This is a genomic window from Arthrobacter sp. 260 (genome assembly GCF_013116745.1).
Lineage (GTDB): Bacteria > Actinomycetota > Actinomycetes > Actinomycetales > Micrococcaceae > Arthrobacter_D.
In genome coordinates this window covers 43,416-62,768 of the sequence record NZ_JABFOE010000017.1, presented here as the reverse complement: position 1 = coordinate 62,768, position 19,353 = coordinate 43,416, and the positions used below count along the sequence as shown (strand labels likewise).

Below are 19,353 nucleotides of genomic sequence, written 5' to 3'. Positions count from 1 at the left end.
GCTGGGACTGGGCCCAAGGCAGCGCCCCGGCGTAGACCGGTCGGGGCGCCGGTTTTCACTGGTGAAGAGGTTTTCTGATCAGTCGAAGGAGGGGCTCTGAGTTCGTGAGCGCTTCAGTTCGAAGAACTCGGGGAACTCGGCGAGCATGACCGCGCCGTCGAAGATGCGTCCAGCGTCCTCGCCGCGGGGAATGCGGGTAAGAACCGGCCCGAAGAACGCGGTGCCGTTGAACGCAACCACCGGGGTTCCGACCTCGTCGCCGACCCGGTCAATCCCGTCCTGGTGTGACGCACGAAGCTGGGTGTCGTATTCGTCGCTGGTGGCATAGGCGGCCAGCTCGGCCGGAAGCCCTACTTCCTCGAGCGACTCGCTGATCACGGCGTCGAAATCCTTGTTCTGGCCCTGGTGGATCCGGGTGCCCATGGCGTCATAGAGCTTCTTGATGTTGTCGCTGCCGTGAAGTTCCGCTGCGGCGATGATGACGCGCACCGGACCGTAGGCCTTCTTCATGAACTCCTGGTATTCCTCGGGGAGGTCCCGACCGTCGTTCAGAACGGCGAGGCTCATGACGTGCCAGTCCACCTTGATGCTGCGGACCTTCTCCACTTCCTCAATCCATCGGGAGGTAATCCAGGCGAACGGGCAGGCGGGATCAAACCAGAAATCAGCTTTCTGGACTCCATCTTGGGGTGCGGCAGTCGCTTCAGTCATGTACATCTCCTTGCGGTTGGTGTGCAGGCCGATCAGGCTCTGCCTAGTACAACCGGACCGGACACCTACCTATTCCACGGGTCTGGTGCGTGCGTGGAGCTAAGCCGACTTGTTACGCCGTTTCGCGACAACATCGTGCGAAATCAGCGTTGGCTCGGCTTTCTTGCTCACCACATCCTCGGTAATGACTACCGTGGCAATGTCGTCCCGGCTGGGCAAATCGAACATCACCGGCTGGAGGACTTCCTCCATGATGGCCCGCAACCCGCGTGCGCCGGTACCCCGCTCCAGAGCCTGGTTGGCGATTGCCTCCAGGGCCTTCGGTTCGAAGGTGAGCTCAACGCCGTCGAGCAGGAACATCTTCTGGAACTGTTTGATCAGCGCGTTCTTGGGCTCGGTGAGGATCTGCATCAGCGACTTCTGGTCCAGACTGGTGACCGTGGTGATCACGGGAAGGCGTCCGATGAACTCGGGGATCAAACCGAACTTCAGCAGGTCCTCGGGCATCACGTCCCCGTAGCTGGCTTCTTCACTCTTCAGCGAGCTCAGCGGAGCACCGAACCCGATACCCTTGCGTCCTGCCCGGGAGCCGATGATTTCCTCCAGGCCCGCGAAAGCCCCCGCCACAATGAACAGCACGTTGGTGGTGTCAATCTGGATGAATTCCTGGTGCGGGTGCTTGCGGCCGCCCTGAGGAGGTACAGAAGCGACGGTACCCTCAAGGATCTTCAGGAGCGCCTGCTGCACTCCCTCACCGGAAACGTCTCGGGTGATGGAGGGGTTCTCACTCTTGCGGGAGATCTTGTCGATCTCATCGATGTAGATGATGCCCTGTTCGGCTTTTTTGACGTCGTAGTCAGCGGCCTGGATGAGCTTCAGGAGGATGTTCTCGACGTCCTCGCCCACGTAACCGGCTTCGGTCAGGGCTGTCGCGTCGGCGACGGCGAAGGGCACGTTCAGCCGTCGGGCGAGGGTCTGGGCCAGGTAGGTCTTACCGCAGCCGGTGGGACCGATCAGCAGGATGTTCGATTTGGCAATCTCCACGTCCTCGGTGGGCACCGCGTCGGAAAGGTTTCCGGTGCTCCGTGGGGTGTGGCCGGACTGGATCCGCTTGTAGTGGTTGTAGACGGCGACGGCGAGGGAGCGTTTCGCTGGTTCCTGACCGATGACGTATTCCTGCAGGAAGTCAAAGATCTCACGTGGCTTGGGGAGTTCGAAGGTGCCCAGGTCAGCGACCTCGGAGAGTTCTTCCTCGATGATTTCGTTGCATAGGTCAATGCATTCATCGCAGATGTAGACGCCAGGTCCGGCAATGAGCTTCCGGACCTGCTTCTGGCTTTTCCCACAGAAAGAGCACTTAAGCAGATCTGTGCTCTCACCAATGCGAGCCATGTGTCAGTCCCCTTACGTGGATCTGTTGAATAGACAGCGGGTTCTCCGGGCAGGCCCGGTCGCGCTACCTTCGAGTCTAGGACAATCGGGGCGGGTAATCAGCACAAAAAGGCCCGTGGTGCGATTGTGTCGCATCACGGGCCCGGTCCCGGAGAGGGACGTTATGGCTTGTTGATCTTCGGAGGGGTCATCTTGCGGGAGGTAAGGACCTCGTCCACCAGACCGTACGCCTTCGCGTCGGCGGCGGTGAGAATCTTGTCCCGCTCGATGTCGATGTTCACCTGTTCGGAGCTCTTGCCACTATGCAGTGCCAGGGTGTCCTCGAGCCAGGTGCGCATGCGCATAACCTCGTTGGCCTGGATTTCCAGGTCAGAGGCCTGCCCGCCCTGGCCTCCGCCGAGCGCTGGCTGGTGGATCAGCACGCGGGCGTTGGGTAGGGCCAGCCGCTTGCCGGGAGCACCGGCTGCCAGCAGGACGGCTGCCGCGCTGGCAGCCTGGCCGAGGCAGACGGTCTGGATCTCGGGCCGGATGAACTGCATGGTGTCGTAGATCGCCGTCATGGCGGTGAAGGATCCACCCGGGGAGTTGATGTACAGGGTGATATCGCGCTCTGGGTCGGTGGACTCGAGCACCAGCAGCTGGGCCATGACGTCATCAGCTGATGCGTCGTCGACCTGCACGCCGAGGAAGATGATGCGGTCCTCGAAGAGCTTGGTGTAGGGGTCCTGGCGCTTGAACCCGTAGGGGGTGCGTTCCTCGAACTGGGGCAGAACGTAGCGGTTGGACGGCATCTGGGGTGCGGCGCCGCCTGCTGCGGCTCCAAAATTGTGGTTCATGGTCTCTCCTGAGGTGGTCTCTGCTGTGGTCGGTAGGGGCAGGCCGCAGCGGGTTAGTCGCGCTGCGTGCCGCCGCCGCCGGATACCGTGTTGGCGTGTGCAGCGATCTTGTCGAAGAAGCCGTACTCGAGACCCTCCTGGGCAGTGAACCACTTATCGCGGTCGTTGTCCTTGAGGATCTTCTCGACGGTCTGGCCGGTCTGCTCGGCGGTCAGCTCAGCCATCACACGCTTCATGTGGAGGATCAGTTCGGCCTGGATCCGGATGTCGGAGGCGGTGCCACCGATTCCGCCTGACGGCTGGTGCATCAGGACCCGGGCGTGAGGGGTCGCGTACCGCTTGCCCTTGGTGCCCGAGGAGAGGAGGAACTGTCCCATCGATGCGGCAAGCCCGGTGGCGACGGTGACGACGTCGTTAGGGATGAACTGCATCGTGTCGTAGATCGCCATGCCTGCGGTGACGGATCCGCCCGGCGAGTTGATGTACAGGAAGATGTCCTTGTCGGGGTCTTCGGCGGACAGAAGCAGCAGCTGCGAGCAGATGGCATTGGCGTTGTCATCCCGGACCTCGGAGCCGAGCCAGATGATGCGCTCCTTCAGGAGCCGGTTATAGATGTAATCGTCCCGGCCTGCGGGGTCTACGGTTGCCATGGTCGGTGTGGTGGGTTCGATTGCCATTGGAAGTTAGCCTCTCACTCTGGTTGGTCTGCCGAGTGTCGACAGCCGACCGTTTGTCTCTCATTGGACAGTAACTTGTTTCGGGTCCCGTTTGATCCCGGCGCGGAGGCTGTTCGCTGACGGCGCACGATTGCGGCGGGCAACGGGCTTTAACGGCTGAGGGCCGCTTCCCGGCAGGGAAACGGCCCTCAGACACGCACGTTTGATTAGGCCTTGGCGGACTCTTCGTCGGCTGCTGGCTTGGCCTTGGCGGCGGTCTTCTTGGGTGCTGCCTTCTTGGCTGCGGGCGCCTTGGCGGCAGCGGTCTTCGCTGCCGGCTTCTTCTCGGCCGCTGGCTTCTTTTCAGCTGCTGGCTTCTTGGCCGCAGGCTTCTTCTCGGCTGCTGGCTTTTTCGCTGCTGGCTTCTTCGCTGCTGGCTTCTTCTCGGCGGGTGCCTCGTCGTCGGCGGTGGCGTCGGACGATGTCTGGGATGGAGCGTCCTCTGCCTCGTCTCCGGGGCGGACGAAGTCACTCAGGTCAACGACCGAGCCGGAGCTGTCCTTGACGACTGCGAGTTCGAGGACCTTCGCCAGTGCCTTGCGGCGACGGACCTCTCCAACAATCATCGGAACCTGGCCGCTCTGGTCCAGCATCTGGGCGAACTGGTTCGGCTCCATGCCGTACTGGCCTGCGGTCGACACGATGTAGTCGATCAACTCGGGCTGGCTGACACCGATTTCTTCCTTCTCGGCAATCGCGTCCAGGATCATTTCGTTGCGGAACGCCTGCTCGGTGTTCTCGCGGATCTCGGTGCGGTGCTCTTCGGTGTCGTGACCCTCAGCGTTGGCGTGGGCGTTCTCGCCGGAGAAGTGCTGCTCCAGCTGGTCTTCGATGAATGCGGCAGGAACGGGAACCTCGATCAGCTCGATGAGCTTCTCCAGCACCAGGTCGCGTGCCTCGACGCCCTGCTCGGTGACTTTTTCCTCGGCTGCGCGCTTGGTCAGGTCAGCGCGCAGTTCGGCGATCGTGTCGAACTCGCTGGCCAGCTGGGCGAAATCGTCGTTGGCTTCAGGAAGCTCGCGTTCCTTGACTGCCTTGACCTCTACCTTGACCTGCGCGTTGGCGCCGGCGTTGTCGCCGCGCGCCAGGGTGGTCTCGAAGATGGCGTCTTCGTCGGCGCTGAGTCCGGTGACGGCCTCGTCCATGCCTTCAAGCATGGTGCCGGAGCCGATCTGGTAGGACACGTCCTGGGCGGCGTCGACCTGCTCGCCGTCGACGGTGGCCACCAGGTTCAGGGTGAGGAAGTCGCCGTCGGCTGCGGGACGGTCCACGGCGGTGAGGGTACCGAACCGGCCGCGAAGCTCATCCAGGGCCTTGTCGACGTCGGCGTCGGAAGCTTCGGCAGCTTCGACGGTTACTTCGAGACCCGAATACTCGGGAAGGGTGATCTCCGGGCGGACATCCAGCTCGACAGTGAAGAGCAGCTGTCCGTCCTTGGCAGCGGGATCGGGAACTTCAGTGATCTCAACCTCAGGGCGGGTCAGGGGACGGATTCCCGTTTCCTGGACAGCGCTCTGGTAAAAGTCATTCAGACCGTCGTTGATGGCGGTTTCGATGACGTAGCCGCGGCCCACACGCTGGTCAATCAGCTGGTTGGGAACACGGCCCTTGCGGAAGCCAGGAACCTGGACCTGCGCGGAGATGGTCTTGTAAGCCGCATCGATGTTCGGCTTGAGCTCCTCGAAAGGAACCTCAACATTGAGCTTCACTCGCGTGGGAGTGAGGTTTTCGACAGCGCTCTTCACGGCGTAGTACTCCTGAATGATTGAAGATGAATGACCACACGGCGTCCGTGGAATTACCGGAACGGCATCCGCGGCGATAATGCAGAGTCGGGGTGACAGGAGTTGAACCTGCGACTTCCTGCTCCCAAAGCAGGCGCTCTACCAAGCTGAGCTACACCCCGTAAGTGCAGTCATCACTCTACGGAACTTTTGCCCCAGTTGCACATTTGGCTAAATGGCCCTGCCTGTGGTGTAGTTATAGGCGTTCCGACGGCCTGAGCAAGCCAAGATGTTAGTGTTTTGCTCGGGTTTTAGGGGATGTAGCTTAGTGGTAAAGCCTCAGTCTTCCAAACTGATGATGCGGGTTCGATTCCCGTCATCCCCTCAAGAGCACTCTTCATGACAGCGAAAAGGCACCCTGCCTCACGGCGGGTGTCTTCGTCGTTAAGCGGCCTGCTGCGGCAGTAATCGGCAGGCCGCGGCTAGGGAGCCTGGCATCGGGGACACCAGTAGAGTTTGCGCGCGGCCAGGTCCGCCAATGCCACCGGGGTCCCGCACCGCCGGCAGGGCAGCCCGGCGCGTCCGTAGACGTAGTGCGCGTCCTCACGCTTCACCCGCGTTGCTTTCGAACTGCGATCACCGGGCAGGGTGGTGATGATCCGACCGTCGCGCACCCCGTCGCGCATGATCTGCCCGATGTCCTGCCACAGTGCTGACGCCTCCGCAGCACTAACTGACTTGCCGGGGAGCCTGGGGTTGAGCTTTCGCCTGAAGAGGGCTTCGGCCCGGTAGATGTTCCCCACCCCGGCGATCACCGCCTGGTTCATCAGCAGCAGTCCCACCGGGCTCGCGCTCTTGCGCACCCCGGCGGTGAAGCGGGCGACGTCGTCCCCGCTGGTGTCGTTGTGCAGCGGGTCGGGTCCCAGCCGGTCGACGACGGCATCGCGTTCCGGGCCGGTGATGACCTCGCACGCTGTGGGACCGCGCAGATCCGCCCAGCCGGAATCGCTGGCCAGGCGCAGCCGGACCGCTCCCACGGGGTCCGGGGGCCCGCTGTATGCAGCGTCGGCTGTGCCGTCGAGTTCCCGTTCTCCCACCCTGCGCGGCGCGCCGATGCTGGAGGCGCCCATGAAGGAGCGGTCCCCGCCGAAGCTCCACGCCCCGTACAGGCCGAGGTGCACCCGCAGGAAGATCGGCGGGGTGGGACTGTCGTCTGGGGCGTCCGCAAACTCGACGAACAACTGTTTGCCGTGAGCGGCCGCGCCGATCAGGACGCGCCCGTTCAGTCCTGCCGCCCCGGCAGCGAACCGGCCCTGCGGGCTTGACGCCGCCAGACGCTGGCCGCCGAAGACCGACGACAGCTGTGACGCCAGCCGGTGGATCGAATGACCTTCAGGCATCCGGCGCTACCCGCTGACGCTGCCGGTGGTCTCGTAGGCAGCGATCTGCCCGACCCGGCGGACATGGCGCTCTGCTTCGCTGAACGGCTCGGCCAGGAACGCCTCGATGATGCGAGTTGCCTCGTCAACCGAGTGCTGCCGTCCCCCCACGGCCACCACGTTGGCGTCGTTGTGCTGGCGGGCCAGCTTAGCGGTATCCAGATTCCAGGCCAGCGCGGCACGCACGCCGCGCACCTTGTTGGCAGCCATCTGCTCCCCATTGCCGGATCCACCCAGCACAATCCCCAACGCATCGCGCCCCGCCTGCTGGTCGATGACCACTGCCTGTGCGGCGTTGATGCAGAATCCGGGGTAGTCGTCGTCGGCGTCGTAGGCCTTCGGTCCGTGATCGATGACTTCGTGGCCGGAGCGGCGCAGGTGGTCGATCAGGTGGGCGCTGAGCTCCATGCCAGCGTGGTCAGTGGCGATATGAACGCGCATGAAAAATCCGTTCCGAATGTGGTGGGTGGTTGCAGTCAAGGGTACTTGTTCGCCGGGTGTGCGTGATGGTCGCCGCTGGTGAAAGAATGACTGTGCTGCGTAAGCTGCATCACAGAACACGCCCGCCATCCCCAGGGCTTCCCCACATGTTTCCCGAAAGGCTCCACCTTGCCAGGCATGAATCTGACCCGCGACGAGGCACGAGCCCGTGCCGAACTGCTCTCCGTCACCTCCTATGACATCAATCTGGACCTCACCCGCGGGGACACCGTCTTTGAGTCGCGTACCGTCGTTCGGTTTACGGGCACCCAGGGCGCCTCGACCTTCATCGACGCGGTGACCAAGGACGTGTCACAGGTGACCCTGAACGGCGTCGACCTCGACCCTGCGAAGGTTTCCGACGGGGTGCGCATCCAGCTACCCAACCTCGCTGTGACAAACGAACTGGTGATCGTCGCCGAGATGCTTTACATGAACACCGGCGAGGGCCTGCACCGCTTCGTCGACCCGGTAGACAATGAGGTCTACCTGTACACCCAGTTCGAGGTGCCCGATTCGCGGCGGGTCTTCCCGGTCTTCGAGCAGCCCGATCTGAAGGCAACCTTCCGTTTCACCGTCACGGCGCCGTCACACTGGGACGTCATCTCCAATTCGCCCACCCCCGAGCCCGTAGCCGCCGGGTCGGCTGATGATGGCGGAGCGAAGTCCACCTGGTCCTTCGAACCGACCGGCGTGCTGTCCTCCTATGTGACGGCCCTGATCGCCGGCCCGTACCAGTCCGTGCGCAGCGAGCTCACCAGCTCGGACGGCCGTGTTATCCCCCTGGGTGTCTTCGCCCGGAAGTCCCTGATGCAGCACCTCGACGCGGAGAACGTCTTCGACCTGACCCGGCAGGGCTTCACCTTCTTCGAGGAGCAGTTCGGAACGCCCTACCCCTTCCCCAAGTACGACCAGCTCTTTGTCCCCGAGTTCAACGCCGGGGCGATGGAGAACGCCGGAGCGGTCACATTCGTTGAGAGTTACGTCTTCAGGTCCCGGGTCACTGACGCCACAGTCGAGCGCCGCGCGATCACCATCCTGCACGAGCTCGCCCACATGTGGTTTGGCGACCTGGTGACCATGCGGTGGTGGAACGACCTCTGGCTGAACGAATCCTTCGCCGAGTTCATGTCCACGCTCGCCGCCGCCGAGGCAACCGAGTTCACACAGTCGTGGACCACCTTCGCGTCACTGGAAAAGGCCTGGGCCTACCGCCAGGACCAGCTCCCGTCCACCCACCCGATCGTCGCCGAGATCAACGACCTCGAAGACGTCCAGGTCAACTTCGACGGCATCACCTATGCAAAGGGCGCCTCGGTGCTCAAACAGCTGGTGGCCTGGGTGGGCCAGGACAAGTTCATGGAGGGGGTCAGGGAGTACTTCGGGAAGCATTCCTGGAAGAACACCGAACTGGTGGACCTCCTGTCCGAGCTGGAGGCAGCCAGCGGCCGGGACCTGAAGGAATGGTCGGCCCTGTGGCTGGAGACTGCCGGAGTCAACACCCTCCGCCCCGAAATCGGGACCGACGACGACGGCGTGATCACCAGTTTCGCTGTGCTCCAGTCGGCAGTGGCCGACTACCCCACCATCCGGCCCCACCGCCTGGCGATCGGGTTCTACAACCTGGATGGCGCAGGGAAGCTGCAGCGCACCGATCGGGTGGAGCTCGACGTCGACGGTGAACGCACCGACGTGGCGGAGCTGGTAGGTCGGAATCGTCCGGACCTGGTGCTGCTGAACGACGACGATCTTGCCTACGCGAAGATCCGCCTGGACGAGGCGTCCCTGGCGACCGCTACCCGTCACCTGAAGGACTTCAACGACTCACTCCCCCGCACGCTGGTCTGGGCGTCGGCCTGGGACGCGGCGCGGGATGGCGAAACCCCGGCACGCAACTATGTTGAGCTGATCCTTCAGAATATTGCCTCCGAGTCCGACTCGTCGGTGGTGTTGGTGCTGTTGCGCCAGCTGGCGACCACGCTCGCGTTCTACGTCAATCCTGGTGACCGCCTGGCGATGACTGTCGCGGCGGCGGAGAGCCTCTGGGAGCTGGCGCGCGGAGCAGCTGCCGGATCGGATTCGCAGTTGCAGTTTGTCAAGGCATTCGCGGGCCATGCGCAGACCGACGCCCACCTGGACACCGTGGAGGCCATCTTCACGGGTTCGCTGGTCCCCGAGGGGCTGGAAATCGATGCGGATCTCCGCTGGGAACTCGTCACCTCGCTAGTGGCGGGCGGCCGGTTCGGTCAGGCCGAGATCGACGCGGAGCAGGAGCGCGACGCGACGGCGACAGGCCAGCTCGCAGCTGCGCAGGCCAAGGCGGCCATCCCGACGGCTGAGGCCAAGGCGGACGCGTGGCGCAGCATCGTCGAACGGTCCGATATGCCCAACGCTGCGCAGCGCTCGGCGATCACCGGGTTCGTGCGGGTCCACGACCCTGCGGTCCTGGCCCCTTACGTGGACAAGTACTTCGCCGCAGCACCGGAGGTGTGGGCCAGCCGTACCCACGAGATTGCCCAGCAGATCATTGTGGGGCTGTACCCATCGAGGCTGACCACCCAGGACACCCTGGATAAATCGGCGGCGTTCCTGTCAACGCTTGATGCCGAAAGTACCTCGCTGCGACGGCTGGTGGTGGAGAGCCAGGACGGGATTGCCAGGGCCCTGAAAGCGCAGGCCGTCGACCGGTAGAAACCGGTGGGTTCGGGTGTAGTTTTGAGCCATGAACCTCTCCGAGCACCACTATCGGGTCACTACCAAATGGACAGGTAACCGCGGCGAAGGCACTCTCTCCTACCGCGGTTACGGTCGGGAACACGAGGTCTCGGCCAAGGGTCCGCCGTTGCTCCTGGGCACGGCGGACCCCACGTTTCATGGGGACAAAGACCGGTGGAACCCGGAGCAGCTGCTACTAGCCGCTCTGTCCCAGTGCCACATGCTCGCGTACCTCCACATGGCGGTGAAACACGGTGTGGTGGTGACGGCATACGAGGACACGGCGGTAGGAACCATGCGCCTGAACCCTGATGGCAGCGGTGAGTTCCTCAGCGTCACCCTCAAACCGCGGGTGACCATCACCGACCACTTGCTGAAGTACACGGCACAGTCCATCCACCGCGAGGCCGCCGCGTCCTGTTTCATTGCGCGGTCGGTCAACTTTCCGGTCAATCACGAGCCTGTGGTGATGATCGCCGAGGACGCCCAGCAGCACGCCTAGAGTGGTGGCAGTCCGGACGTTATGTGTCCGGGAGCTCCGCAAGCAGCTGCTCTTCCGTGCCCGCGGTCATCCCCGACTTCCGCTCGCGGTCGAGCCCCCGCCGTCGTTCATCCTCCAACACCCGTTGGATCGTCTCCTCCACCGGCCGCTGGGACAGCCCCTCGGCAAGGGCAGCCTCGCCCGATCGGGAGGCGAACCCGTCATAACCTTCGGGCAACCAGTGGGGCAGGGAGTCAGTGCCAGCCCAGTAGGCGACGCCGTGGTCCAGGAGCCAGCCCGGCTCCACCCACCGCAGAGCCGCCTCAAAGCCCACCACGGAGACCGTCCGGTCGATGAGATCCCCGAACCCGGTCGACGGGCCAACCGTGTTGAACACACCGGTCAGGCCCCGGGCGGCAGCGGTGAGGAGCCATCCGGCAAGGTCGTCCACGTCGATGGTCTGGGTCCAACGATCATGGATGGCCGGGACGATGACCGTTCCCCCGCGGGCCAGACGGCCCGGCCAGTAGCCGAACCGGTCGCTGGGGTCGCCCGGGCCGCAGATCAGTCCGGGGCCGGCAATCAGCGCACCATCGCGGCGGTACCTGTGGCATAACTCCTCACAGGCCACCTTTGCTTCGCCGTACGACTCGCCGGGTGCGGGGGTGTCGCCGTCGTACGCGGGAAGGAGAGGAGCGCTCTCGTCGGCACCGGGCACTGAATTGTCGGCGTACACGGAACAGCTTGAGACATAGATCCAGAGGCCGGCTCTGGCACCCAGAGACCGCAGGGCATCCTCGACCTGATGGGGCTGCCATGACACTTCGACCACCACGTCCCAGTCCCGCTCCACTCCGGCATACGGCGTGGCCCCGTCCCGGTCAGCTTGGACGAAATCGGCTCCCGGCGGCGGCATGGACACGGAGCCACGGGCCAGGCACGTGACCTCATGCCCCAACTCGAGAGCACGTTCGGCAATTCGCCGGGAGAGAAATACGGTTCCGCCGAGGATCAGGATGCGCATCCGCCCAGCCTACGGCGCTAGCCTAGGAGCAGACACCCTTTCCGCCGCGCGCGGAGAGCCCCCTGAGCCAGTGAAGGAATCGGTCACTCCCCCATGCAGTCCCCCACGGAGATTAGTCTAGGAGACCAGCTACTGAACGCCGCCATCATCATCGTGGCAGGGCTGGTGTTGTGGCTGGTGGTCCGGTTTGTCATTAATCGGATGGTGCGGCGGGTACGGACCGGTTCCGACCTCTTCAAGAAGCCCCACTTCAAGTGGGCGCAGCCGGTCCTTCGGACGCTCGACCACAAGCGGCGGGTCCAACGCACTGAAACCATTGGAGCGCTGCTGCGCAGCGTGTCGGGACTGACCATCGCCATCATCGCCATCATGATGGCGCTGCAGGCGCTCGGCGTGGATATCGGTCCGATCCTCGCGAGCGTGGGCATTGTGGGTATAGCGATAGGCTTCGGCGCCCGCGAGATCATCCGGGACGCGTTCCTCGGATTCTTCATCACCCTCGAGGACCAGTATGGGATCGGCGACACCATCGAGGTCGGGGACACCGTGGGTGTGGTGCAGTCGGTCGGGCTGCGGATCACCCGGCTGATCGACGAGAACGGTGCCATCTGGTACATCCGGAACGGGGACATCATGAAAGTGGGCAACCGTTCACAGGGCAATTACGTGGCCCCGGTAGCCGCCGACGAACCAACAGGAGAGAAATAATGACCAGCGCTGGAAGTCCCGAAGGCATTCCCATCCCATCCCGGTTCGGTGAACCGCTGGCCAAGCTGACCCCGGTGGGGCCACGCTTCGACCAGCCGGCCTACACCGACAACTTCTATGAGGCGGTGGGCGGCCACCCGACCTTCGTGCGGCTGGTCGACGTTTTCTACGATGGCATCGCGGAGGATGAGCTGCTGCGGCCGATGTATCCGGAGGAAGATCTGGGGCCCGCGAAGGAGCGGTTGCTGATGTTCCTGGAGCAGTACTGGGGCGGCCCGAAGACATACGGGGACCAGCGCGGCCACCCCCGGCTGCGGATGCGGCACATGCCCTTTACCGTGTCGCCTCAGGCACGCGACCATTGGCTGACGCATATGCGCGCGGCGGTCGATTCGCTTGACCTGGCGCCCCTGCACGAAGCGACTCTCTGGGACTACCTGGAACGGGCAGCTCATTCAATGGTCAACTCTGCCGACGAGCGCTAGGTCCCGTCCCTGCGAACCCGCTGGCTAGAGCACGGTCGGGATCCGCGACAGCACGTGGCCGCGTGAGGTGCTGATCCTGGTCCATCGTCCATTGGTGAAGATCGCCGGGCGTTCGCCCTTCGCAAGGAAGCCCAGGGCGAAAGCGCCGAAGGCTGCCCCCGCGGGGACATCCACCGGCAGACCCTCGATGCTGCGGCCCCAGATTGCTCCCCGGGCGCTGTTCACGATCAGGGCACCCGGATTGTTGGGCACGGTCTCGGCAACTTCGCGGATACCGTCGCGGGCAGCGGTCTCGACCACGCTGGCGTCCAGGTCCCCCTGTGACTCCCATCCGGAACGTGGCGGAAGAACTCCCGCCCAGCTTTCGGTGACGGTGGTGGGCGGGATTTGCAGCACCACTTCGTCCTCGGCCATCCGCGCAAGCCGGTCCGACACCGACGCCAGTGCCACCGTGGTGTCCACGCGGGCGGGGGCGTTGAGCGGCATGGTCCGCAGTCCCAGGACTGTCGGCGTGGCTTCGCCCAGGATTCGTGGGCGAAGGATACAGATGTAGGCGGCGAGGACGCTCCCTGCTGCCTGCAACCTGACGGCGCCGTCCTCTGCTGCGCGGGCGCGGGCAATGAAGGTGCGCAGATCGGCGACATTCCACTGGTCTGCGAAGACCAGCTCGGAGGTCGGTGAGTGTTGTTGTTCCACCGGTTAGGCCTCCGAACGGCGTCGGAAAGCCACTGGTTCGCCGAGCCAGTGCTCAAGCGCGGCACGCTGCGCATCGTTGAGTTTCGCCGGACGGCCGGTGGTCCGGTTCACCAGGATCATGGTGGAGGCCGCGAGGGCGTAGCTCGCTGACCCGTCAGGCTCGGCAATCTGGTAACCGAGGTCGAAGCTGGAGCCGCCGACTCCTGTCACCCAGATGCTGATGTCCAGAGGCGCCGGCCGGTAGTTCAGGGGCGCCGAGTACTCAATCTCGTGGCGTGCGACCAGGGTGAAATGGTCGGGACCAATCAGATCCAACAACGTGTCCTGCTGCCCAGCGCCGTCGGGAGCCGAGTCCGCCAGCGGCAGATGGATGAACTGCACCCGGGCATCCTCAAGGTACTGGAGGAACCGGACATTGTTGACGTGTCCGTAAGAATCCTCGTCGCCGAAGCGAAGCTGAATGGGGAAGCGTTGAATCCGGGGCATGCTGCAATCCTCTCAAACGGTTGCGGCCCCGGCTAACCAGAGCCACAATCGCCGCCGATGTTGAGCGGTGGACGCGGGTGCGTCTAAGGTCAGAGGTACTTTCCGCGCCGTTCGCGCGGCACCTTACCCCCTCCCCTTCACCGCACCACAAGGAGAACCAGATCCATGGCAGTCGAGTCCACGGTCGATCCCACCCAAACCCTGGTCGATCTGCTTGACCTAAGCAGCGCTGACGGGGCGCAGACCGACGAGGAAATCTTTGTGGGAACCTCGGTGCAGCAGGCGGGGCGGCGGATCTTCGGGGGTCAGGTACTGGGGCAGGCTTTGGTTGCTGCGATCCGTACGGTTGAGCCGACCCGTGAGGTCCACTCGATGCACGCCTACTTCCTCCGGGCCGGCGATGCGTTGCAGCCGATTACGTTTGGCGTCCAGAGATTGCGGGACGGACGTTCCTTCTCGGCGCGTCGAACCCATGCCTACCAGAATGGTGTGCCGATCCTGTCAATGATCGCGTCGTTCCAGCAGCCCGACGACGGTCTCAGCCACCAGGAAAGAATGCCTGAGGGTATGCCGGATCCCGAGACGCTGCCCAGCACTGCCGACCTGTTGGGCAAGATGGACCATCCGCTGGCGAAGGCCTGGTCCTTCGACCGTCCGTTCGACATCCGGCATGTGGACGGTGCGCTCTATGTGCAGCACAACGGCGATCGGGTGGCTCACAACGCCGTGTGGATGAAGACGTTCGCCCCGATGCCCTCCGACCAGGGACTCCACCGGGCGGCCCTCGCCTACGCCAGCGACTACACGCTGCTGGAATCGATCCTGCGCCAGCACGGGTTGAGCTGGATTACACCGGGGATGAGTATCGCGAGCCTGGATCACGCCATGTGGTGGCACCGTCCGGTCAGGGTGGACGAGTGGCTGCTGTATGTGCAACGGTCCCCCAGCGCGTCGGGAGCCCGCGGCCTGTCCACTGGGCAGATCTTCAACCGTGCCGGGGAACTTGTGGCCACCGTTGCCCAGGAGGGAATGGTCCGGGTGCCCGACTGACCGTCCCGGCGCAAGCCCTGTCATCAGGTTAAGCAAAAGGGCGCCCTGCGGTGACCACCGACTGGTCACCGCAGGGCGCGCTCTTTTTCTTGCCTGGCCGGCCTGACCTGCGGCAGTGCTGGTACTAGTCGCGGGTAAGGCGGCGGTGGGTGACGCGGTGAGGCTTCGCCGCGTCGGCGCCGAGGCGCTCTACCTTGTTCTCCTCGTAGGACTCGAAGTTGCCTTCGAACCAGTACCACTTGTCCGGGTTCTCCTCGGTGCCTTCGTAGGCGAGGATGTGAGTGACTACCCGGTCGAGGAACCACCGGTCGTGCGAGACCACCACGGCGCAGCCGGGGAACTCGAGGAGCGCGTTCTCCAGGCTGGAGAGCGTTTCGACGTCGAGGTCGTTGGTCGGTTCGTCAAGCAGCAACAGGTTTCCGCCCTGTTTGAGGGTCAACGCCAGGTTCAACCGGTTGCGCTCACCACCGGAGAGCACTCCGGCACGCTTCTGCTGATCCGGGCCCTTGAAGCCGAACGCTGACACGTAGGCCCTTGACGGCATCTCCACCTGGCCCACCTGGATGAAGTCGTGACCGTTGGAGACGACCTCCCACAGGGTCTTTTCTGGGTCAATGCCGCCACGCGACTGGTCAACGTAGGAAATCTTGACCGAATCACCGATCGTCAGCTTGCCGCCGTCGATCGGTTCGAGCCCCACGATGGTCTTGAACAGCGTGGTCTTACCCACACCGTTGGGGCCGATGACACCGACGATGCCGTTGCGGGGCAGTGAGAAGGACAGTCCGTCGATCAGGATCCGGTCGTCGTAGCCCTTCCGCAGGTCGGTGGCCTCGATGACCTGGTTGCCCAGTCGTGGGCCGGGCGGGATCTGGATCTCTTCGAAATCGAGCTTCTTGGTGCGCTCAGCCTCAGAAGCCATCTCTTCGTACCGCGCCAGCCGTGCCTTGGACTTGGTCTGGCGGCCCTTGGCGTTGGAGCGGACCCATTCCAGTTCCTCGGTGAGGCGCTTGGACTGCTTGGCGTCCTTCTTGCCCTGCACCTCAAGGCGTGCGCGCTTCTTCTCCAGGTACGTGGAGTAGTTGCCTTCATAGGGGTAAAGGTGACCGCGGTCCACTTCGGCGATCCACTGGGCGACGTGATCCAGGAAGTACCGGTCGTGGGTTACGGCCAGGACGGCGCCCGAGTAGCTTTTCAGGTGCTGCTCGAGCCAGAGCACGCTTTCGGCGTCAAGGTGGTTAGTGGGCTCATCGAGGAGCAACAGGTCGGGCTTCTGCAGGAGAAGCTTGCACAGCGCGACGCGGCGCCGTTCACCACCGGAGAGAATCGTGACGTCCGTGTCGGGCGGTGGGCAGCGCAGAGCGTCCATCGCCTGTTCCAGTTGCGAATCGAGGTCCCACGCGTCGGCGGAGTCGATAGCTTCCTGGAGTTTGCCCATTTCCTCGAGCAGCGTATCGAAATCCGCGTCGGGGTTGGCCATTTCTTCGGAGATCTCGTTGAACCGCTGGATCTTGCCGTAGATTTCCCCGACGCCTTCCTGCACATTGCCCAGGACAGTTTTTTCCTCATTCAGTGGTGGTTCCTGCAGCAGGATTCCCACCGAGTAGCCGGCGCTCAGCTTTGCTTCACCGTTGGAGGGAGTGTCAAGACCCGCCATGATCTTCAGGATGGTCGACTTGCCCGAGCCGTTGGGACCCACGACGCCGATCTTCGCGCCAGGATAAAAGGACATGCTGACGTCGTCGAGGATTACTTTGTCGCCGACAGCCTTGCGTGCCTTGGTCATTGTGTAGATAAATTCCGCCATACCTCAAGGCTAGTCGCTGCACCCACCTATCTCCCATTTGTGGGCGCGACAGTCGTAGCGGTACTAGAACGGCGCGTCGCTGAGTTGACGGCCTGATTGCTCGCCCCCGGCGTGGTCGGCATCGTCGGAGGGGTCCGCCCCGGAGGTCTCCTGGCCACCAGGAGCAGCCTCATCACCCGGACGGTCGAAGATCTCACCGGTGTCCCGATCAACGTCCGGATCATCGACATCGGAGTCCTGGACATCCGGTGGATCGCCGGCGGTCGAGGTCTCGGTCCCGGAACGGTCAGCACTGGTACGCCGAAAGTGTGCAGTACCCCACATCAGGTCGTGTCCGGCCGTGTCGGCATCAATGTCCACCGAGGTACCGGTGCGGCCGTCCTCACGGATCCAGGGCCGGACCCGCAGGCGCCCGCTGACCACCACCTTGTCGCCCTTCTTGATGCTCACCCCGGCATTGGTGGCAAGCTGGCGGAACATTGACACGGTGTACCAGTTGGTCTGGCCATCAGTCCATGAATTGTTCTGGCGGTCGAACCGGCGTTCGGTCGAACACATCCGGAAACTCGCGTAGGCGAGGCCGCTCACTGCCACTCCCGTTTTGACGTCGGTGGCCACGTAGCCGCGGACGGTGATGTTGTCACTCATCGGTCGTACCCTTCAGCAGATATCTGGATGCTGGCTGGCTTGCCAACAGCATCCAGTCTCCTGTTTGCGCGCGGGCACAGACGGTACCCGATCCGGTTATGTGGACATCCTGAGGGAAGGGAACTAGGTGGAGGGAGAGTCGCCGACTGGCGTTCGTCCAACTTGACGATAAACTTGCGGTGGCGTGGAGATCTCCGCCGTCGGCCCCCGTAGCTCAATGGATAGAGCAACGGCCTTCTAATCCGTAGGTTGCGCGTTCGAGTCGCGCCGGGGGCACAAGAATCACGCCGATGGGTCAACGCTCTGGACTGCCGATTCCTGCCGTCGTAGCCTAGGGCCCACAGCAGCTTCCCGAGAGCTGCTGAACGGTCCGGAAGTGGGGCGATGTCTCGGTCGGGTGGTGAACCGGAACATCTGAGGGCGGGCGGCGAAACGTCCAGTGCTTTTGATGCTGCGCGGGTGACCGAATTCGAGGATCTCCGGCCCCTGATGTTCTCAGTCGCCTACCGTATTCTGGTTCTTCGCCGCGTTGACGAGGGGGGATCTGGAGGAACTCCGGGGCCTCCTCGCCGCTGATGTGCGGCTGGCGGCGGACAGTGGCGGGAAGGCGCCGAGCGTCCAGCGGAGCGTCGTCGGCGCGGACAAGGTGGCACGGCTGCTCCTTTCTGTTCAGCCGCAGTTCACCCAGATCGGCATCACCCTGGAGCGCCAGGAGGTCAATGGGCAGCCCGGTGCTGTGTTCAGGGATGAGACAGGGCGGGTTCTGAGCGTCATGGTGCTCAGCATTGTTCAGGGGCGCGTCCAGTCGGTCAACTCAGTGATCAACCCGGAGAAGCTCGGCCATCTGGGCCAGGTAGCGGACGCCTGGTCGATCCACGCCGTCTACCTCGCCCGCAAGCGGCAGCGGTAGATAACTCCCGTCCAGCAATAACTGTCCCCCGATGTCACGATCGGACGGCGTGTCTTGTCCCAGGTGCTACCAGCCCGTCAGCCGGATCCACCCAGGAGCAGACATGTTATCCAGCGCCAGCAAGGGCGCCCACCAACCGCGGCGGCCCTACCGCCGTGCTCGACGGTTTGCGCTCCGGAGCGCCGCCTACAGCCTGGTGGCTGCCACGGTGAACCTTGGCCTCTATGCCATCGGGAAGGGTGCGGGCGCCGCCCTTCGGGTGGACCCGGGGGTGGGCGCGCCGAACCACCTCATCATTCCGGGGGATGTCGTCTGGAAGACGCTTCTTCCGATTGTGCTCGGAGCCTGCCTGCTGGCTTTCACTGCGCATCGGTCGCCTCGCTGGACGGCGACGGTAATGGTTGCTGGGGCCGCGGTCGCAGCGATCAGCGTTCAGTTCGTTCTGGTGGGGGCGCACGACCTGCTGACCGGTGTACTGCTCGCCTGCATGCACACGGCCGCCGGACTTGCCTTTGTCCTGCTGGCCCTGAGGGTGAGGCCGGATCTCGGTGGGGACGGCCGACGCCGTACCGGTGCGGGAAATCCCGCACCGGCGATCACTGGTGAATGCTAGTCTCCGAAAGTGACCTTGAGCTCCAGGTGGTGCTGCCCTGCAGCGTCCTGTGAATACACGGCCTTGCCGGAAATTCCCTTGAGACCGTCGGTCCCGGATCCCGGAATGATGTGGCCGGAACTGGCGGCTGCGGTGCCTTCAGCGATCCCCCAGTGCTGCACGATCACGGTGCCTTCCCTGCCATCGACCGAACCGGTGAAGACCTCGGAGGCAACATACCCTGCGCCATAGTCGTTGCCAGCCATCAGCAGCTCTGCTGAACTGGTGCCGATCAGCCCGCCGCTGAAGACCTTCGTCGCGCTCACCTTGGTCAGTTCGCTCGAGGAACCTGGTACTGAGTAGGGTTCCGGGCTCCAGACAGAGATCTCGAATTCGCCGCTGATGATGTGTTCTGTGGAGTCGGTCATCGTCCAAGTATCGCCGGTTCGGCCA

Annotated in this window: 20 protein-coding genes and 3 tRNA genes; 9 read left to right on the top strand and 14 right to left on the bottom strand. The window is 63.7% G+C overall.

Features of this window, described 5'->3' with window-relative positions; genetic code table 11:
- Positions 1 to 78: 78 nt before the first annotated feature.
- The 6 genes from HMI57_RS16365 to HMI57_RS16340 form a co-directional block, all read right to left on the bottom strand.
- Positions 79 to 711 (bottom strand): DsbA family protein, encoded by a 633-nt coding sequence (locus HMI57_RS16365; RefSeq protein ID WP_171587070.1) that lies wholly within the window; start codon positions 709 to 711, stop codon positions 79 to 81.
- A 99-nt stretch (positions 712 to 810) separates the two neighbouring features.
- Positions 811 to 2,103, bottom strand: a complete 1,293-nt coding sequence (gene clpX / locus HMI57_RS16360; protein WP_171587069.1) for an ATP-dependent Clp protease ATP-binding subunit ClpX — start codon at positions 2,101 to 2,103, stop codon at positions 811 to 813.
- A gap of 161 nt (positions 2,104 to 2,264) precedes the next feature.
- Positions 2,265 to 2,939, bottom strand: a complete 675-nt coding sequence (locus HMI57_RS16355) for an ATP-dependent Clp protease proteolytic subunit (protein WP_171587068.1) — start codon at positions 2,937 to 2,939, stop codon at positions 2,265 to 2,267.
- 53 nt (positions 2,940 to 2,992) lie between these two features.
- Positions 2,993 to 3,589 carry an ATP-dependent Clp protease proteolytic subunit gene (locus HMI57_RS16350; RefSeq protein WP_024475965.1) on the bottom strand — a complete coding sequence of 199 codons (597 nt, stop codon included), beginning with the start codon at positions 3,587 to 3,589 and terminating at the stop codon, positions 2,993 to 2,995.
- 233 nt (positions 3,590 to 3,822) lie between these two features.
- Positions 3,823 to 5,400 (bottom strand): trigger factor, encoded by a 1,578-nt coding sequence (gene tig, locus HMI57_RS16345; RefSeq protein ID WP_171587067.1) that lies wholly within the window; start codon positions 5,398 to 5,400, stop codon positions 3,823 to 3,825.
- A gap of 87 nt (positions 5,401 to 5,487) precedes the next feature.
- A tRNA-Pro gene (locus tag HMI57_RS16340) sits at positions 5,488 to 5,561 on the bottom strand.
- A gap of 132 nt (positions 5,562 to 5,693) precedes the next feature.
- Here HMI57_RS16340 and HMI57_RS16335 point away from each other — a divergent pair.
- Positions 5,694 to 5,764: transfer RNA gene (locus HMI57_RS16335), tRNA-Gly, on the top strand.
- Between the two features lie 97 nt (positions 5,765 to 5,861).
- On the opposite strand, the gene HMI57_RS16330 is transcribed toward HMI57_RS16335, so the two are convergent.
- Both HMI57_RS16330 and HMI57_RS16325 read right to left on the bottom strand, forming a co-directional pair.
- On the bottom strand, positions 5,862 to 6,779 hold the full coding sequence (locus HMI57_RS16330) for an Fpg/Nei family DNA glycosylase (RefSeq protein ID WP_171587066.1): 918 nt from the start codon (positions 6,777 to 6,779) through the stop codon (positions 5,862 to 5,864).
- A gap of 6 nt (positions 6,780 to 6,785) precedes the next feature.
- On the bottom strand, positions 6,786 to 7,259 hold the full coding sequence (locus HMI57_RS16325; RefSeq protein ID WP_171587065.1) for a ribose-5-phosphate isomerase: 474 nt from the start codon (positions 7,257 to 7,259) through the stop codon (positions 6,786 to 6,788).
- 177 nt (positions 7,260 to 7,436) lie between these two features.
- Here HMI57_RS16325 and pepN point away from each other — a divergent pair, with 177 nt between their 5' ends.
- Complete coding sequence (gene pepN, locus HMI57_RS16320; protein WP_171587064.1) at positions 7,437 to 9,989, top strand: aminopeptidase N; 2,553 nt, start codon at positions 7,437 to 7,439, stop codon at positions 9,987 to 9,989.
- Positions 9,990 to 10,020: 31 nt separating this feature from the next.
- Positions 10,021 to 10,515, top strand: coding sequence for an OsmC family protein (locus HMI57_RS16315; RefSeq protein WP_171587063.1), 495 nt, complete (start codon positions 10,021 to 10,023; stop codon positions 10,513 to 10,515).
- Positions 10,516 to 10,534: 19 nt separating this feature from the next.
- Here HMI57_RS16315 and HMI57_RS16310 read toward each other — a convergent pair whose 3' ends face one another.
- Entirely contained in the window at positions 10,535 to 11,518 is a 984-nt protein-coding gene (locus tag HMI57_RS16310) for an NAD-dependent epimerase/dehydratase family protein (protein ID WP_171587062.1), read from the bottom strand.
- 93 nt (positions 11,519 to 11,611) lie between these two features.
- Between HMI57_RS16310 and HMI57_RS16305 the strand changes: the two genes are divergently transcribed.
- Together HMI57_RS16305 and HMI57_RS16300 are read left to right on the top strand one after the other, a co-directional pair.
- A complete protein-coding gene (locus tag HMI57_RS16305; RefSeq protein ID WP_171587061.1) occupies positions 11,612 to 12,226 on the top strand; it encodes a mechanosensitive ion channel domain-containing protein in 615 nt (204 codons plus the stop codon).
- Positions 12,226 to 12,711 carry a globin gene (locus HMI57_RS16300; RefSeq protein WP_225668053.1) on the top strand — a complete coding sequence of 162 codons (486 nt, stop codon included), beginning with the start codon at positions 12,226 to 12,228 and terminating at the stop codon, positions 12,709 to 12,711. The genes HMI57_RS16305 and HMI57_RS16300 overlap by 1 nt, the downstream gene beginning before the upstream one ends.
- A 24-nt stretch (positions 12,712 to 12,735) precedes the next feature.
- Here the strand turns inward: HMI57_RS16300 and HMI57_RS16295 are convergent, their stop codons facing one another.
- Both HMI57_RS16295 and HMI57_RS16290 read right to left on the bottom strand, forming a co-directional pair.
- The gene (locus HMI57_RS16295; protein WP_346655243.1) at positions 12,736 to 13,407 is read right to left on the bottom strand and encodes a hypothetical protein; all 672 of its coding nucleotides are present in this window, start codon (positions 13,405 to 13,407) and stop codon (positions 12,736 to 12,738) included.
- 3 nt (positions 13,408 to 13,410) lie between these two features.
- Complete coding sequence (locus HMI57_RS16290) at positions 13,411 to 13,893, bottom strand: thioesterase family protein (protein WP_171587060.1); 483 nt, start codon at positions 13,891 to 13,893, stop codon at positions 13,411 to 13,413.
- A gap of 165 nt (positions 13,894 to 14,058) precedes the next feature.
- Here HMI57_RS16290 and HMI57_RS16285 point away from each other — a divergent pair, with 165 nt between their 5' ends.
- Positions 14,059 to 14,943, top strand: coding sequence for an acyl-CoA thioesterase II (locus tag HMI57_RS16285; protein WP_171587059.1), 885 nt, complete (start codon positions 14,059 to 14,061; stop codon positions 14,941 to 14,943).
- A 124-nt stretch (positions 14,944 to 15,067) separates the two neighbouring features.
- Here HMI57_RS16285 and ettA read toward each other — a convergent pair whose 3' ends face one another.
- Together ettA and HMI57_RS16275 are read right to left on the bottom strand one after the other, a co-directional pair.
- Entirely contained in the window at positions 15,068 to 16,750 is a 1,683-nt protein-coding gene (gene ettA / locus HMI57_RS16280; protein WP_171587058.1) for an energy-dependent translational throttle protein EttA, read from the bottom strand.
- Between the two features lie 63 nt (positions 16,751 to 16,813).
- The gene (locus tag HMI57_RS16275) at positions 16,814 to 17,398 is read right to left on the bottom strand and encodes a single-stranded DNA-binding protein (protein ID WP_171587057.1); all 585 of its coding nucleotides are present in this window, start codon (positions 17,396 to 17,398) and stop codon (positions 16,814 to 16,816) included.
- Between the two features lie 203 nt (positions 17,399 to 17,601).
- Between HMI57_RS16275 and HMI57_RS16270 the strand changes: the two genes are divergently transcribed.
- The 3 genes from HMI57_RS16270 (at position 17,602) to HMI57_RS16260 (ending at position 18,921) form a co-directional block, all read left to right on the top strand.
- A tRNA-Arg gene (locus HMI57_RS16270) sits at positions 17,602 to 17,674 on the top strand.
- A 253-nt stretch (positions 17,675 to 17,927) separates the two neighbouring features.
- A complete protein-coding gene (locus HMI57_RS16265; protein WP_171587056.1) occupies positions 17,928 to 18,308 on the top strand; it encodes a hypothetical protein in 381 nt (126 codons plus the stop codon).
- A gap of 103 nt (positions 18,309 to 18,411) precedes the next feature.
- Complete coding sequence (locus tag HMI57_RS16260) at positions 18,412 to 18,921, top strand: DUF6069 family protein (protein ID WP_171587055.1); 510 nt, start codon at positions 18,412 to 18,414, stop codon at positions 18,919 to 18,921.
- On the opposite strand, the gene HMI57_RS16255 is transcribed toward HMI57_RS16260, so the two are convergent.
- Positions 18,918 to 19,328, bottom strand: coding sequence for a DUF3224 domain-containing protein (locus HMI57_RS16255; RefSeq protein ID WP_171587054.1), 411 nt, complete (start codon positions 19,326 to 19,328; stop codon positions 18,918 to 18,920). The two genes, HMI57_RS16260 and HMI57_RS16255, sit on opposite strands and share 4 nt — an antisense overlap.
- Between the last annotated feature and the right edge of the window lie 25 nt (positions 19,329 to 19,353).